The sequence below is a fragment of the Desulfosporosinus acididurans genome, assembly GCF_001029285.1.
GTDB lineage: Bacteria > Bacillota > Desulfitobacteriia > Desulfitobacteriales > Desulfitobacteriaceae > Desulfosporosinus > Desulfosporosinus acididurans.
In genome coordinates this window covers 57,848-71,224 of record NZ_LDZY01000001.1, presented here as the reverse complement: position 1 = coordinate 71,224, position 13,377 = coordinate 57,848, and the positions used below count along the sequence as shown (strand labels likewise).

Below are 13,377 nucleotides of genomic sequence, written 5' to 3'. Positions count from 1 at the left end.
CTAGCTGTTGCTGCTTTGAAAAAATTTGTGAGATTTGGCTGTCAGGGCTAAATCTTCTAAGATTTATTCAATTGAACTAAATAAACATTGCATCTTTGGGATAGCGGATGTTAAAATGTATAACAATATGATGTAAGTATTGTTCATTAAAATTACTAAAAATTTAAGAACTTAAAGCTCAATTGGTTATAGTGCTATTGACAATTTGCTCTATTAATGGTAGTATTTGATCTCGGTCAAGGTGGACAGAAATTGCGTATCACTTAGGCGTTTATCTTGTCTTATCTTAATTTTATATTATTAAGTTTAATTCTTGACAAGGTTAACTTAAAGTGCTATTGTAAAGTTCCGACCTCAAATAGCTGAAACACCTTCTTTCACTGAAAAAGTGTTTTGAGCGAAGCTTTGCCGAGGCTCGGTAAACTTGTGGTGGATTGTTTTTTGTTTGGGGGTATAGCTCAGCTGGGAGAGCACCTGCCTTGCAAGCAGGGGGTCAGCGGTTCGATCCCGCTTACCTCCACCATTAGAAAACTTCTGTATTTTAAGAATTGAAATGGGTAGGTGGCCGAGTGGTTAAAGGCGACAGACTGTAAATCTGTTCCGCGAGGTACGATGGTTCGAATCCATCCCTGCCCACCAATTAAAAAGTGTTATTTTTGGAGGGGTGTCCGAGTGGTTTAAGGAGCTGGTCTTGAAAACCAGTGACTCCGCAAGGGGCCGTGGGTTCGAATCCCACCCCCTCCGCCATTATATTGCCATTGTAGCTCAGTCGGTAGAGCGTATCCTTGGTAAGGATAAGGTCACCGGTTCAATCCCGGTCAATGGCTCCAGCTATTGCGGGAGTGGCGTAACTGGCAGACGCGCACGTTTGAGGGGCGTGTGGGTAACTCCGTACGGGTTCAAGTCCCGTCTTCCGCACCAAATATACTTGGAGAAGTACTCAAGTGGCTGAAGAGGACGGTTTGCTAAACCGTTAGGGTGGGTAACTGCCGCGAGGGTTCAAATCCCTCCTTCTCCGCCAGATACATTCCTCGATAGCTCAATGGTGGAGCAACCGGCTGTTAACCGGTAGGTTGTAGGTTCGAGTCCTACTCGGGGAGCCATTTATTGCGGGTGTAGCTCAATGGTAGAGCACTAGCCTTCCAAGCTAGCTACGTGAGTTCGATTCTCATCACCCGCTCCAGTAATACTTATGGCGGCATAGCCAAGTGGTAAGGCAGAGGTCCGCAAAACCTCGATCCCCTCGTTCGAATCAGGGTGCCGCCTCCAATTGCCGATGTGGCGTAACTGGCAGACGCACGGGACTTAAAATCCCGCGGGTTAATAGCCCGTACCGGTTCGATTCCGGTCATCGGCACCATTACATAATTAATAGACTGGAAAATGTTATAGGGTTATCTTTTCTTTTGACGTAATAATACGTTGGCTTTGTGAAAGAAATTTGCCAACGTATTTTGTTGTTTTCGAGTTTAGTTGTGGTCTCATTAACTGTTAAAAATTAATATTGGTAAGAAAAAATGCCCTAAAGAAAGTTTCTCTAAGGCATTTTTTCTTATCTTCATAAGTGCAATATCCTGCCAAAATCTGCTAGTTCCGCTCAGCAGCATATGCAAATCTTAGAACGATGTGATGGTATCAAAGTGTATGGGGATCTCGTTATTTTTGGGGGACGATTTCTAACCAGTAATTGTCTGGATCGTTAATAAAATAGATACCCATTTCTTTATTTTCATAGCAAATGCATCCCATTTTTTTGTGACGTTCATATGCTGCTTCGAAATCGTCAACCATAAAAGCTACATGGAATTCGTTCTCCCCTAAATCATAGGGTTTTGTTCGCTCTTTTAACCATGTCAGTTCCAAGCTATGTTCTGTAACTCCATCTCCAAGATAAACAAGGATAAAATCACCGCTTGGCGGTTCAAATCGTTTGACTTCTACCAGGCCCAAGGCTTCTTGATAGAATTTTAGGCTTTTTTCGAGGTCTAGGATGTTAAAGTTATTATGATTAAATCGAAATTTCATAGGAAACCTTCTTTCTCAAATTTTGTCGAGTTGTCCTTGAGCAGCAGACTCTTGATTTCTTCAAATTTATTGTATAATCATTATGAGGTGATAACAATGGAAAACGCACATCTTAAAATAAAATATTTATATCATAGTGGTTTTGTAGTCGAAACGCCAAACAATTTACTTATTTTTGATTATTATCAAGGTAGTATCGGCGATCTAATCAAGAAAAGTCCTAAAAATATTTTTGTCTTTTCCTCTCATAGCCATCCTGATCATTTTAATCCTTTGATCCTAGAATGGCAAAAAGAAAGATCGGATATGCACTATATCTTTAGCAATGATATTCTTGTTTCTCCAAAGTTAAATAACCTGAACGTACTTGCCCCCTACGAAAAAGTCGAATTGGGCAGCTTGAAAATTAAAGCTTATAATTCTACAGATATAGGTGTTTCTTTTATGGTCCAGGATGAAGAAACCCGTCTTTTTCATGCCGGAGATTTAAACTGGTGGTACTGGATTGATACTCAGGAAGAGATGGCCAAGGCCGAGAAAGAGTTTAAAGATGAAATTCAAAGAATCAAAGGTGAGGTTATCGATTTTGCTTTCTTTCCGGTAGATCCAAGACTTGAAAAGAATTATCTGGCGGGAGCAGATTATTTTATTCGAGAACTTAATCCTAAATATCTTATTCCGATGCACTTTGCCGATAGCCCTGAAATCCTGGAGGACTTCGTATATAAAATGAAAGACTCCTCCTGCAAAATTCTCAAATTCTCTCAAAAGGGGCAAGAGTTAAGCCTTTAAAAAAGAGTACGGACAAGCACTTCAAGGAGGTATTTCCTTGCATTTCATTACGGGTGTAATTTATGTTGGGAATTGGGGGGATGAAATACACTAAAATAGAAAATAGTAATTAAATCGAATAATCAAAGGATACCTCTTGATCTGTATATCTAATATGATATAATAATCATTATAAATAAGCTAAGTGCCCTTGGCATTTTAAGATCTCCACTTCTCGGCAATAATGTCCACTGGACATTATTGTATTTGGGAGCTCACTACTTCTTAAGTCTTTTCTGGATTGAACTATATTAAATTTTAGAATGGAGTGCTCAAAATGAAACCTGTCCAAATTGCCGAAAATGTCTATTGGGTCGGGGGAATCGACTGGGATATTCGAAATTTCCACGGATATCTAATTCCGAGGGGTACTACATATAATGCTTATTTGATTATTGATGAAAAAATAACCCTCATTGATACGGTTAAGCATTATTTAGCTGATGAAATGTTAGCACGAATCTCTGAAGTTGTTGATCCTTCTAAAATAGATTATATCGTATCTAATCATGTGGAGATGGATCATTCTGGTGGGCTCCCTCGTTTAATGGAAGCAGCTCCGCAAGCTCAAATTTATACCTCATTAAATGGGGAAAAAGGTCTAAAAGCCCACTATAAAGGTAATTGGAATTATAATGTGATGAAATCAGGAACAACGCTAAGTTTGGGTAAGCGAAGTCTTACCTTTATCCATACTCCTATGGTTCATTGGCCTGACAACATGGTTTGCTATTTACAGGAGGACAAAATATTGTTTTCCAATGATGCTTTTGGACAGCACATTGCTACGTCGGAACGCTTTGACGATCAACTTTCAGCGGATATTGTTATGGAAGAAGCTGCAAAATACTATGCCAATATTGTACTCCCTTATGGTAAACAAGTTGAAAAAGCCTTAGAATTAGTCTCTGCTTTGGAGATTGATACCATTGCTCCAAGCCATGGAGTAATATGGCGTTCGAAAATAAAGGATATCCTAAGTGAATATCGTAAGTGGTCTACGGATCAGACGGATGATAAGGCAGTAATAGTATATGATTCAATGTGGAACTCAACAGAGATGATAGCTTATGCTATACAGAACGCCATGGAGGAGAAAGGCATTACCACTAGAATGAGGAATTTAAGAACGAATCATATCTCTGATATTATGACTGAAGTTCTTACTGCTAAATATATATGCGTAGGCTCACCTACCTTGAACAATAACATGCTTCCCACCGTAGCTGCTTTTTTAACATATTTAAAAGGTTTAGCTCCTAAAAAGCGGATTGGTTTAGCTTTTGGTTCTTATGGCTGGGGGGGGCAAAGTGTTGGCATGGTTGAAGATGTATTGAAGAGTATGAATTTTGATCTCTTGGAGCAAATAAGAATCCAGTATATTCCTGATTCTGATCAGTTAACCGAGATAACTAAAAAGATTGCAATGACTCTTAAATAGATCTTAAGCGGAAATCAGAAATTTATTTTTACTTTGGGACTGGATGCTGAAATACTCCAGTCCTTTTTGTATAATGATTAAGGTATAGCCCCCCTTGGTGAAGTGGGAGTCTTATGATTGGATCAAGGGCCGCTATATACCATAATTTTCAGAATGGGAGGTTGCAAAATGTCATTTACTATAAAAACTCAAAGTGATGTCTTTAAATTAGCACTGCTCCTTTATGATTATCTCAGTCAAAATGGTTATCCTGCTGAGGCGAAGTATCTCAATCAATTGGCAGATTCTTGTTACCCACAGAATGCACAATCTTTAGAAGCTCATTTGATCGCCTTTAAAGAAATCAGAGCGGCAATTTCTGACTTGCCTTTAGCATACCTTCGTGCCCTAGATGAAGCAATAATGCTAATATCGGGTAGTTAAGGCATTCAATTTCAATAAATCTAGGGGGAAACATAGCTGATTAGTATTAGGAATTATGCACATACTAAGTTTAAATACTTACAGGGAGGGATTTAATTTGACTGTTCAAGCAGATTTGGAAAAAGCAGTAGCCGCTGCTCAATCAGCTCTTGGAACGTATGAAACTTTTTCAGCGTCGACCCTGGATGGAACAGCGAAACAAATGTTCAAAGAAATGTCTTCCGACATGGAGCGTCATGTCGCACTGCTTAGGGGTAGGCTGGCCTATGTAACTCAGAATAACAGCATGAATAAACCTTTGAGTTAGAGAGAAAAGGCCAGTGAAATATAAATCAGACACAGTAAAAGTCGCCCTGCAGCAAGGGCGACTTTTTAGTCTTTGTATGTAATTGTTTCTATTTTTTTGCTGTCATTATAATATCTGCTTCTCTTAGGATACTTTAAGGCTTTTGATATTGATTATAAAAAGGGCACCCGCCGCCCTGCCAGGTTATTTCCGTAACACCATTGCCGCTTTGAAACTGGTGAAGCATAAATGCATCACAAATAGTTGTTTGCCCGTATAGACATTTTGAACAAGACGCAAAGTCCATACCTAACACTCCTTCCTGTTAGCGCGAATTAAATAATCAGATCTAATATAGGAATATCCAAACTTAAATCCCTTTACTCATTGGAACTACAAATTAAGGGATGCAGAAATAACAAAAATATGCGGAGCAGGTTTCGCTTGGGGAGCAGGAATTATTCCGATTGTGATTGCCATTCAAATTCTGATCACTTTGAGTGTAATATTTTCCAATTGCTTGGGGAAAATACGCATAATCTCCTATGAGTATAAACTAGACTACTATCATGGCAGACTAGTTATTTGTTCTACGATTTGAAGCTGAAATCGTCAATAACTTTGAGTCAATAGCAGGGTGTATAAGGGAGAGCTAAAGGTGACATTTTTTCTGAGAAATGTTAAAGCTATTTCTATTGGTTCAGAACTTGGTTTAGTATACTTTATCGTCATTATTCTAGGTATGCATAAATTACGTCCTGACTATAATCCAATCAGTCGTTATATTAGTGAATATGCGATTGGCAAATACGGAAAAATTGCAGCAAGCAGTTTTGCAATTTATGGATTATCAATTTTAGGAGTGGGCTTAAGTCTGCGTCAGACGTTGGTAAATAGGGATAGAATTGATGAGACAGGACTTATTTTCATGGCCGTTTGGGGTATCTGTGGGCTGGTAAGCAGTTTTTTTAAAGTTGATTTAAAATGTAAACCTTTTTCATTAAAGGGTGCTATCCATACAATTTCCACAATCATTGGATTAATCGCTTCGATACTAAGTTTAATATGCTTTTCTCACACTTTATCTAATACTGCAAGTCATAATGATGCAAGTATTCTCTACCTTGCTTGGATGAGTGGAACTATGGCGATTTTAGAATTAAGTTTAGGATGGATCCTATTCTTAGGTTATCTAGGGGACTTATCATGTAAATTTCAAATAGAAATGCCTCGCATCTGCTTTGTTCTTCTTAAATGTACTGGTATCGTTGAGCGATCAATACTGATTAGTTCTGTTTACTGGTTGATGCGAATTGCATTTTGGATGATCAGAAGAGGCTAGACTATGATGGAATACAGATTTGCTCTATAGGAGTCAAATTCATAAGGGTTTAACAGAATGATAATAGTTAAAATTATTTGAATAAAAAGAAGGAAATAGTCGATATAGAAAGAATTATATCAAAAAATGTTTTGAAGAATAGTAACTATAGCAATGCTTATATATCCTCTTAAGGTAAGTGTTAATGAAGGATCTGCTGAGAAGAAAAAGGAGAGTTTAAATTTTAATGGTTATAAAGCTCAGTGATGCTGTTGCCCAAAAGATTGTTGAATTAATTCATAAACAAAGCGGATTCGATGTCATAGTCTGTGATAATACTGGAACAATCATTGCTGATTCAGAGCAAGTAAGGATTGGTCAAAAGCATAAAGGAAGTTATCAGATATTAACCTCGGATAAAGATTCGGCAGTTATTACAGCCCAGGAGGCTGAAGAGTCAAAAGGTCGAGTAAAAGAAGGAGTCAGTATTGCTATTGAAGCAGAAGGTGCCAAAATTGGTACCTTTGGAATTGCTGGACCTTTGGAAGTTGTTCCTCCCGTAGCGAGAATAGCTGCCGGTATGATTATTATGATGCTGCGAGATGAAGAATTAAAGGACTTTATCCGTAACCAAGTTAGAGTTTTAGGTACATCAGTTGATCAGGCTGCAAATGGTGAATTTGACATTGTTTTTGAATTATTGAAGAATACAACGGAGTCTATAACGTTTGAAAATGGAAACTGTCCTGAAATCTATAAGTTAATAGATAAGATGAGCAATTTAGCTTTTAAAGATACATTGACTGGTACTTACAATCGACGTTATATCGATCAGAAACTGCCAGTAGATATTATTAGTACCTCACTTTCTGAGCAAAGTTTATCAATTATTATTGCGGATATCGATTTTTTTAAAAATGTTAATGATACCCATGGTCATGTAGCAGGAGACCATACGTTAAAAGCTGTTGCAGATATTCTTTCTGGATGTATTCAACGGGAAAGTGATTGGATTTCAAGGTATGGAGGTGAGGAATTCTTAATCTGCCTTCCTGGTGCCGGTCTTAAAAGGGCCGTTGAAATAGCTGAGCATATGAGAAGTTCTGTAGAAAACAGTGAAATAGTATATGGAGAATGTTCGATTAAAATCACAGCAAGCTTGGGTGTTTGCAGTATTAAACCTTCCTCACGTGCTCCAAGGATTAATGCCGAAAAATTAATTGAATGTGCTGATAACAAGCTTTATGTGGCAAAACATAAGGGGAGAAATCGGGTTGAAGCATAAACATAGTGTATCTTTTCCCCACCCAGATGATTACTAAGTGGTGAAAGCCTCACAATTGGATAAAAGTTATTATAAAAAGTTAAAGGATATCTTCAAAAGAGATGTCCTTTAACTTTTTGAGATTTAGGTGAACTGAAATTAAGAAAAAAGCAAAGGCTGACAAAAACTTAACATTAAAAACAAAGGATATAGAATGATTTTAGCGAATAGTAGTTAAGACATAATAAATATTCAACAAGAGGAATAATAATGAATAATAAATTTAAAGTATTAATTTTTATTTGTATGGCATGTATTTTTTGTCTGCCTTTACAGGTGCAAGCCCAAGCCCAAACACAAACAAATGCTCCGACAAGTTCACAATTAACAAATTTACAGACTCAAAGTAATTCCGCAAAGGAAACCCCAAACAAGAACGACGCTAATGAATTGCAGCAATTCGCTGAACAAGAATTAAAACTAAATAGCCAGTTCAGTAATCAGACAGAACAGGAGCTTGCCCTTGATATGAAAATTTTATCATTGCAGCAATCTCTGCAAACCATAAATGAGGGAATTACCAATGATCAATCTGCTTTAGAGAGCCATGTAAGCAGTCAAGTAAAACCAGCAACTTTTCGCCACAAACCATACAACATTTTGTTACTGTGTAATAGTCTTCCTATGTTGGAGTCTGTAGCTGTTTCCCGTCATGTTTAAAATCTCGCAGTGGTGTATAAGTCGGTCTAAAATCGCAGTTGTAATGGTGGCATCCCCTAAAAAGTCAGCCCATTCATCGAATCCTTTGTTTGAGGTAATGATGAGTGATGTTTTCTCGGACATTGAAGACACGAAACCGAAGAACAAATTGGCTTCTATTGTAGAAAGTGGCATGAAGCCAACTTCATCAATAATAACCAGTGATGCCGAGTTGAGTATTTTTATTCGTCTCTTACTGGCGGTCGAGATTTGCGAGGTTTTTAGTGTAATTATGAGTTCATCCAAGGTCGTAAAAGCTACGGCATAACCTAGGTTTAAAGCCTGTACCGCTAAGGACAAGGCCAGATGCGTTTTCCCAATACCAGGTGGTCCCAGGAAACAAATGTTAAACGCTTGCTCAACCCAAGTCATATCGGACAACCTTAGCATCTGTTCCTTGGATACGCTGCGTTGGAATCCGAAGTCGAAGGTTTCCAGGGTTTTTTCGGCCGGTAGATTTGCTCTTCTTCTGCGAATTAGATTTTGCTTTTCCGTCCGAAGACGTTGTTGCTCCGAAAGGAAAACCTCAACGCTTTCGAGAGGTGTGAGATTATTCTTTTTAGCATAAAGGTTTTCTAAATCAACAGGGGCCAAATGCAGCCCTGACACCAATGCATTGACACGTTCAATCCGTTCATTCATGGCTGCTACCTGCCTTTGCATACACATCCAGAGAGCGTTTCTCAGTGGTTACATGGTACTTGTTGTTGCTAACCGGAATAGTATTGAGGACGATGACTTGCTTTGGTTTGGCACTATGCTCTAAAAAATCCTTTACATACGTTATTCCGAAGAGTTTGCTCACCTCACAATATTTGATGGCATTGAGTACGTCATCAATCCCATAGTTATCGCATAATGTTTGCAGCAACCGGAACTGATCACGGGCATAACGCGCTTTTTCTGTTCGAATTGTCTGCAGAAAATCGGTTGCCTTGAATAATAACAACTCATCAACAGTAGTTTGAGCTTTATCCATCGAGTCTGTAGTATCTCTGGTATGACTGGTGCTCTTAATTAATTGACCTCTGCCGGTTGCGATGGGATGTTCACAGATAAATTCACCGAATACGGTCATAATCGTCAATTTTTCACTCTTCGCTTCAATGCTGACCTCTTTTTGATTGTTGTATGTACCAAGAGGTAAAGAGTACCGATTGCTGTCGTAGACGATCGTGTTATCTTTCCGAACGTTTCTGTAGATGGTTACATCACTGTTTGATCGGATGTCTAGCAGGGGCCTTAAGTGTTCACGTTCATCTTCAAACACCTTGGCGGGTATCTTTTTGGTAGTGCCGTGAATTTTCGCATTACCGGTTCTATCCAGCCATTTTAGGAACGAACTGTTGAGAACTTCCTCATCCGCAAAAAGTCTGTTTTCAAGGAAATTATACTTGATGAATTTAACCACATTCTCGATCTTACCCTTGCTTTCCGGATCAGCTGCGCGGCAGAGGTATACTTTTAAATTGCATTCTTGCCGGAACTTCTCAAACTCAAAGGTATGAATAATATCTCCATAGTTTTCCGATACACTGACGATACTATCCTGATCAAATACCACTTCTAGCGGCATCCCACCTATATATCTAAAGCACTCATGACAGCTTGAAACCAGATCGCTTGTTGTGAATGGCCGAGTTTGAAAGAATGCCCATTTGTAACGTGCGTGAGCGAGTACAAAGGCTGCAAAGCGAATCTTTACACGCTGCCCATCAATGGATTGCATCCACTTTTCACCAAAGTCCACCTGTAACTGCTGCCCCATTGGGAGCTCTTCTACAGCCTCATAATCCCTGGGATGATTGGATTTTTTCAGATTATATTCCTCTCGTAACCCTTTGACATAACGACTGACAGTTCGTTCCTTGATATCCTCTTTGTAATGCTCCTTGAGCCAATCGCATACTTGGGCGGCTGTCATTGTTGGATATTGTTTCAACCAGTTGATGATAATTTCCTCATAGTTTGAAAGTAACAGTTCCCGGTTAATGCTATACAGCTGCTTGGCGAATTCATCCGCTGTCATGTTCCAATACCGTGTTACAGTTTCTCGATTTATGTTCAGCTGCTTGGCTGTCCGAGACCGAGTGAATCCAATCTCTTTAAGTTGTTGTATCTGTTTATACATCTTAAATCCTTTCATTCTAACAGCTCCTGACCTCTTTGCTAGTCACTATTCTAACAAAGTCCGATCGCTGTATTTGATTTAAGTTGTATGGTTGTTGGCAAAAAGTTGTATGCTTTGTGGCAGAAACCTGTATGCTTTCATTGGCGTAAATGTGTATGGTTTAGTTTACCATTCACAAGCCAACAAAAACAACTTAAGGATTTGCAAACGCAGGAAATTCAGCTTCAAAAGCAACATCAAGACGATAGTGATAAATTGGGAGATATCCTAAATACTTTTTATCAAAGTGGAAATGAAGAAGTGGGTTATCTTCCATATATGAAAGTGTTATTTCAATCCACGAGTATGTCAGACTTTCTTGATCGCTGGGAATATGTCTCTTATATTATTGACGATTTTAAAGACTTGAATCAGGAGATTTCAATTGCCAATACCAATATTACTAAGAAGCAGTCCTTAATCAGTGAGAAAATGGCTTCAGTAAAGGCCTCGCTTGAAGATAAAAAGAAATTACAACAAACACAGCAACAGCTCTTATCTACCCAGCAAAATCTTCTTGCTCAAGTGAATTCTCAAGAGAAAACAACAATACTTTCTTCATTAGAAGTACAATCCAATATCGATGAATTGGCTCAAGAACAATCCTTAGAAACCTCATTAGCTGCAGCCGGGCGTGCGGACGGCATAAATCCAAGTGATGCTGCTGACGCTGATCTTTTAAATAGCAAAAACAAGCAGTTAGTGTCTATTCCTTATAATTTTCAGTCTATCTTAGCCTACGCTGAACAATATTTGGGAACGCCTTATGTTTGGGGCGGAACTACTCCAAGTCCCGGTTTTGATTGTTCAGGATTTGTTCAGTATGTATATGGGCATTTTGGAGTTAAATTAAATCGCGTGTCTCAAGATCAGTTTAAGGAGGGCATAGGAATTCCCGAAACGGATCTAAAACCCGGTGATCTCCTTTTCTTCAGCACTTATGAAGCTGGTGCATCTCATGTAGGGATTTATATTGGAAACAATATGATGATTGATTCTGAGGCATACGGCGTTTGTTTTGATAATATAACGAATTCTTACTGGGCTTCACGCTATTTGGGTGCCAGGCGTGTGGCTTTTCTAGAAAAACTCTAACGCGGCTATTAAAACGGATGATCTTTACGGTATAATTACTATAATGGCCTTCATCTCCTCACCAAATTCTATTTCTGGAGGATCCTATGATAAATCGATCAATTGCTAACGAAAATATTTTTAAAATACAGGAAGAAGATACTCAAAATAGTTTTTATGGCTGCAATCAAGAGTGGTATACTACGATGTGGCAGCGTCGAGCTGGATGCGGACCGACGGTTGCAACGAATATTGTGTATTATCTCAACTGTACGCGAAAGAGCTCAATATCGGATAAGCGGCTATGGACAAAGCGTAAGGCCTTATTATTAATGGAAGAAGTTTATCAATATGTGAAACCAACAATGCGCGGAATTCCAACGACAAAACTTTTCGGCGATGACGTTCTGAAATATGCTGAAGCAATGAAACGAACTATACAACTTGAAATTTTAGATGTACCTAAAGGCCGAAAATCTCGTCCCTTATTTCAGCAACTTTTGATGTTTTTAGATCAAGCATTGGGCAATGACAGACCTGTAGCTTTCCTAAATTTAGATAATGGAGAAGAAAAACGATTGGATTCTTGGCACTGGGTAACCATCATTTCAATGGTTTACGCCGAAGAAGACAGCAGAGCAACGATAAGAATTTTGGATGACGGGTATATAAAAGAAATTGATTTAGGGCAATGGTTTCAGACAACTGCATTGGGCGGTGGGTTTGTAAGTTTTGATTACGTTGATGAGAACTGAATTCTGGCTATACAACGACAAGGAGTGGAAGGAGACTTAGTTAATTATGGATCAGCGAAAGTTAGTTTTGAATGAGGACAGTGAGTTTAATTTTCTTTGTCATGACGGTCTCGATTGTTTTAAAAAATGCTGCCGCGACATTAATATTTATCTTACACCTTATGATGTCCTCAGAATGAAAAATTTGCTCGGCATTTCTTCAGAAGAATTCCTGGATAAATACACTCTAAACGTGCAATTGCCCACCGGTTTTTCTATAGTTCAGATTAAGATGTCTGAGGAGGATAATTTAACATGTCCTTTCATTACCCCAAAAGGGTGTAGGGTTTATAAAGAACGGCCCTGGTCTTGCCGTATTGCGCCGGTGGACATGCTGGGGGGAGGAAAATACTCCTTTATTTTTGAATCTTCCCGTTGCCATGGGTTGAATGAGAAAAAAAGCCAAACTATTAAAGAGTGGATTTCTGACCAGGGGTTAGAAATTTACGAAGAAATGGAACAAGGGTTTAGTCAAATCCCTAGTTATTTAAAACTTACAGGTGAGCTTGAAATTGATAATAAGATGATTAAGTTATTCTTCTTAGCTTGTTACGATTTGGATAACTTCAAAAGTTATTTAAGGCATAATACTTCCTTGCTCGAAAAAATGGATGTAACTGTGGAACGATTTGAAGAGATAAGGCATGATGATGTTCAGTTAATGAAATTTGGTTTTCAATTGCTTTCTTTAGGTACTGAGCGCTTAAAAGATCTGATATCTGGGGAATTGGCTTAAATTGACAAAGTGAAGCAATGGTGTTACTTTATTAATAAGTTAATATAATTATCCTTCAGGGTTGGGTGAAATTCCCTATCGGCGGTAAAGCCCGCGAGCCGTAAAGCAGATTCGGTTGAATTCCGAAGCCGACAGTATAGTCTGGATGAGAGAAGGTGATGTTCATATACATAATCGCTATTATGTATTAAGTTTGTCTTGTCAAATTCTCTTAAGGATGCTTAAGAGAATTTTTTATTATCGTTCATAAACA

At 38.5% G+C, this 13,377-nt stretch carries 14 protein-coding genes, 10 tRNA genes and 1 riboswitch; of the genes, 20 read left to right on the top strand and 4 right to left on the bottom strand.

Annotated elements, in window-relative coordinates:
- Nucleotides 1-447: 447 nt before the first annotated feature.
- From DEAC_RS00345 to DEAC_RS00300, 10 genes are all read left to right on the top strand, one after another.
- Nucleotides 448-523: transfer RNA gene (locus DEAC_RS00345), tRNA-Ala, on the top strand.
- Nucleotides 524-555: 32 nt separating this feature from the next.
- Nucleotides 556-639 (top strand) — tRNA-Tyr (locus DEAC_RS00340).
- A gap of 19 nt (nucleotides 640-658) precedes the next feature.
- A tRNA-Ser gene (locus DEAC_RS00335) sits at nucleotides 659-747 on the top strand.
- A 7-nt stretch (nucleotides 748-754) separates the two neighbouring features.
- Nucleotides 755-830 (top strand) — tRNA-Thr (locus tag DEAC_RS00330).
- A gap of 6 nt (nucleotides 831-836) precedes the next feature.
- A tRNA-Leu gene (locus tag DEAC_RS00325) sits at nucleotides 837-921 on the top strand.
- Nucleotides 922-930: 9 nt separating this feature from the next.
- Nucleotides 931-1,021 (top strand) — tRNA-Ser (locus DEAC_RS00320).
- Between the two features lie 7 nt (nucleotides 1,022-1,028).
- Nucleotides 1,029-1,103: transfer RNA gene (locus DEAC_RS00315), tRNA-Asn, on the top strand.
- Between the two features lie 6 nt (nucleotides 1,104-1,109).
- A tRNA-Gly gene (locus DEAC_RS00310) sits at nucleotides 1,110-1,183 on the top strand.
- Between the two features lie 11 nt (nucleotides 1,184-1,194).
- A tRNA-Cys gene (locus DEAC_RS00305) sits at nucleotides 1,195-1,269 on the top strand.
- A gap of 3 nt (nucleotides 1,270-1,272) precedes the next feature.
- A tRNA-Leu gene (locus DEAC_RS00300) sits at nucleotides 1,273-1,360 on the top strand.
- 296 nt (nucleotides 1,361-1,656) lie between these two features.
- Here DEAC_RS00300 and DEAC_RS00295 read toward each other — a convergent pair.
- The gene (locus DEAC_RS00295) at nucleotides 1,657-2,025 is read right to left on the bottom strand and encodes a VOC family protein (protein ID WP_047808055.1); all 369 of its coding nucleotides are present in this window, start codon (nucleotides 2,023-2,025) and stop codon (nucleotides 1,657-1,659) included.
- A 96-nt stretch (nucleotides 2,026-2,121) separates the two neighbouring features.
- On the opposite strand from DEAC_RS00295, the gene DEAC_RS00290 reads away from it, so the two are divergent.
- The 4 genes from DEAC_RS00290 (at nucleotide 2,122) to DEAC_RS00275 (ending at nucleotide 5,027) form a co-directional block, all read left to right on the top strand.
- On the top strand, nucleotides 2,122-2,817 hold the full coding sequence (locus DEAC_RS00290) for an MBL fold metallo-hydrolase (RefSeq protein WP_047808054.1): 696 nt from the start codon (nucleotides 2,122-2,124) through the stop codon (nucleotides 2,815-2,817).
- Between the two features lie 316 nt (nucleotides 2,818-3,133).
- Nucleotides 3,134-4,297, top strand: coding sequence for an FprA family A-type flavoprotein (locus DEAC_RS00285; RefSeq protein ID WP_200903068.1), 1,164 nt, complete (start codon nucleotides 3,134-3,136; stop codon nucleotides 4,295-4,297).
- Nucleotides 4,298-4,465: 168 nt separating this feature from the next.
- The gene (locus DEAC_RS00280; RefSeq protein WP_047808052.1) at nucleotides 4,466-4,720 is read left to right on the top strand and encodes a hypothetical protein; all 255 of its coding nucleotides are present in this window, start codon (nucleotides 4,466-4,468) and stop codon (nucleotides 4,718-4,720) included.
- Nucleotides 4,721-4,817: 97 nt separating this feature from the next.
- The gene (locus DEAC_RS00275) at nucleotides 4,818-5,027 is read left to right on the top strand and encodes a DUF1657 domain-containing protein (protein WP_047808051.1); all 210 of its coding nucleotides are present in this window, start codon (nucleotides 4,818-4,820) and stop codon (nucleotides 5,025-5,027) included.
- A 133-nt stretch (nucleotides 5,028-5,160) separates the two neighbouring features.
- Here DEAC_RS00275 and DEAC_RS23435 read toward each other — a convergent pair whose 3' ends face one another.
- Nucleotides 5,161-5,313: a hypothetical protein gene (locus DEAC_RS23435; protein ID WP_161796402.1), complete on the bottom strand. Its 153-nt coding sequence runs from the start codon at nucleotides 5,311-5,313 to the stop codon at nucleotides 5,161-5,163.
- Nucleotides 5,314-5,664: 351 nt separating this feature from the next.
- Here DEAC_RS23435 and DEAC_RS00270 point away from each other — a divergent pair, with 351 nt between their 5' ends.
- The 3 genes from DEAC_RS00270 (at nucleotide 5,665) to DEAC_RS00260 (ending at nucleotide 8,311) form a co-directional block, all read left to right on the top strand.
- Nucleotides 5,665-6,348, top strand: a complete 684-nt coding sequence (locus tag DEAC_RS00270) for a DUF998 domain-containing protein (protein ID WP_047808050.1) — start codon at nucleotides 5,665-5,667, stop codon at nucleotides 6,346-6,348.
- A 226-nt stretch (nucleotides 6,349-6,574) separates the two neighbouring features.
- A complete protein-coding gene (locus DEAC_RS00265; protein WP_053006231.1) occupies nucleotides 6,575-7,612 on the top strand; it encodes a diguanylate cyclase in 1,038 nt (345 codons plus the stop codon).
- A gap of 249 nt (nucleotides 7,613-7,861) precedes the next feature.
- Nucleotides 7,862-8,311 carry a hypothetical protein gene (locus tag DEAC_RS00260; RefSeq protein ID WP_047808049.1) on the top strand — a complete coding sequence of 150 codons (450 nt, stop codon included), beginning with the start codon at nucleotides 7,862-7,864 and terminating at the stop codon, nucleotides 8,309-8,311.
- Here the strand turns inward: DEAC_RS00260 and istB are convergent.
- Both istB and istA read right to left on the bottom strand, forming a co-directional pair.
- The gene (gene istB, locus DEAC_RS00255) at nucleotides 8,255-8,992 is read right to left on the bottom strand and encodes an IS21-like element helper ATPase IstB (RefSeq protein WP_047808048.1); all 738 of its coding nucleotides are present in this window, start codon (nucleotides 8,990-8,992) and stop codon (nucleotides 8,255-8,257) included. The genes DEAC_RS00260 and istB overlap by 57 nt on opposite strands.
- Complete coding sequence (gene istA, locus DEAC_RS00250) at nucleotides 8,985-10,496, bottom strand: IS21 family transposase (RefSeq protein ID WP_047808047.1); 1,512 nt, start codon at nucleotides 10,494-10,496, stop codon at nucleotides 8,985-8,987. Before istA ends, istB begins: the two co-directional genes overlap by 8 nt.
- A 72-nt stretch (nucleotides 10,497-10,568) precedes the next feature.
- Between istA and DEAC_RS00245 the strand changes: the two genes are divergently transcribed.
- From DEAC_RS00245 to DEAC_RS00235, 3 genes are all read left to right on the top strand, one after another.
- On the top strand, nucleotides 10,569-11,615 hold the full coding sequence (locus DEAC_RS00245; protein WP_053006230.1) for a C40 family peptidase: 1,047 nt from the start codon (nucleotides 10,569-10,571) through the stop codon (nucleotides 11,613-11,615).
- Nucleotides 11,616-11,701: 86 nt separating this feature from the next.
- Entirely contained in the window at nucleotides 11,702-12,349 is a 648-nt protein-coding gene (locus DEAC_RS00240) for a hypothetical protein (protein ID WP_047808046.1), read from the top strand.
- Nucleotides 12,350-12,395: 46 nt separating this feature from the next.
- Entirely contained in the window at nucleotides 12,396-13,124 is a 729-nt protein-coding gene (locus DEAC_RS00235) for a YkgJ family cysteine cluster protein (RefSeq protein ID WP_047808045.1), read from the top strand.
- 47 nt (nucleotides 13,125-13,171) lie between these two features.
- A riboswitch (FMN riboswitch) is annotated at nucleotides 13,172-13,285 on the top strand.
- Nucleotides 13,286-13,377 lie beyond the last annotated feature (92 nt).

Bases quoted from the DNA above. Each gene is read 5' to 3' on its own strand.
- DEAC_RS00280 (WP_047808052.1), top strand. From the start codon at position 4,466: ATGTCATTTACTATAAAAACTCAAAGTGATGTCTTTAAATTAGCACTG.
- DEAC_RS00290 (WP_047808054.1), top strand. From the start codon at position 2,122: ATGGAAAACGCACATCTTAAAATAAAATATTTATATCATAGTGGTTTT.
- istB (WP_047808048.1), bottom strand. From the start codon at position 8,992: ATGAATGAACGGATTGAACGTGTCAATGCATTGGTGTCAGGGCTGCAT.
- DEAC_RS00260 (WP_047808049.1), top strand. From the start codon at position 7,862: ATGAATAATAAATTTAAAGTATTAATTTTTATTTGTATGGCATGTATT.
- DEAC_RS00240 (WP_047808046.1), top strand. From the start codon at position 11,702: ATGATAAATCGATCAATTGCTAACGAAAATATTTTTAAAATACAGGAA.
- DEAC_RS00235 (WP_047808045.1), top strand. From the start codon at position 12,396: ATGGATCAGCGAAAGTTAGTTTTGAATGAGGACAGTGAGTTTAATTTT.
- DEAC_RS00285 (WP_200903068.1), top strand. From the start codon at position 3,134: ATGAAACCTGTCCAAATTGCCGAAAATGTCTATTGGGTCGGGGGAATC.
- DEAC_RS23435 (WP_161796402.1), bottom strand. From the start codon at position 5,313: ATGGACTTTGCGTCTTGTTCAAAATGTCTATACGGGCAAACAACTATT.
- DEAC_RS00265 (WP_053006231.1), top strand. From the start codon at position 6,575: ATGGTTATAAAGCTCAGTGATGCTGTTGCCCAAAAGATTGTTGAATTA.
- DEAC_RS00245 (WP_053006230.1), top strand. From the start codon at position 10,569: ATGGTTGTTGGCAAAAAGTTGTATGCTTTGTGGCAGAAACCTGTATGC.
- DEAC_RS00295 (WP_047808055.1), bottom strand. From the start codon at position 2,025: ATGAAATTTCGATTTAATCATAATAACTTTAACATCCTAGACCTCGAA.
- istA (WP_047808047.1), bottom strand. From the start codon at position 10,496: ATGAAAGGATTTAAGATGTATAAACAGATACAACAACTTAAAGAGATT.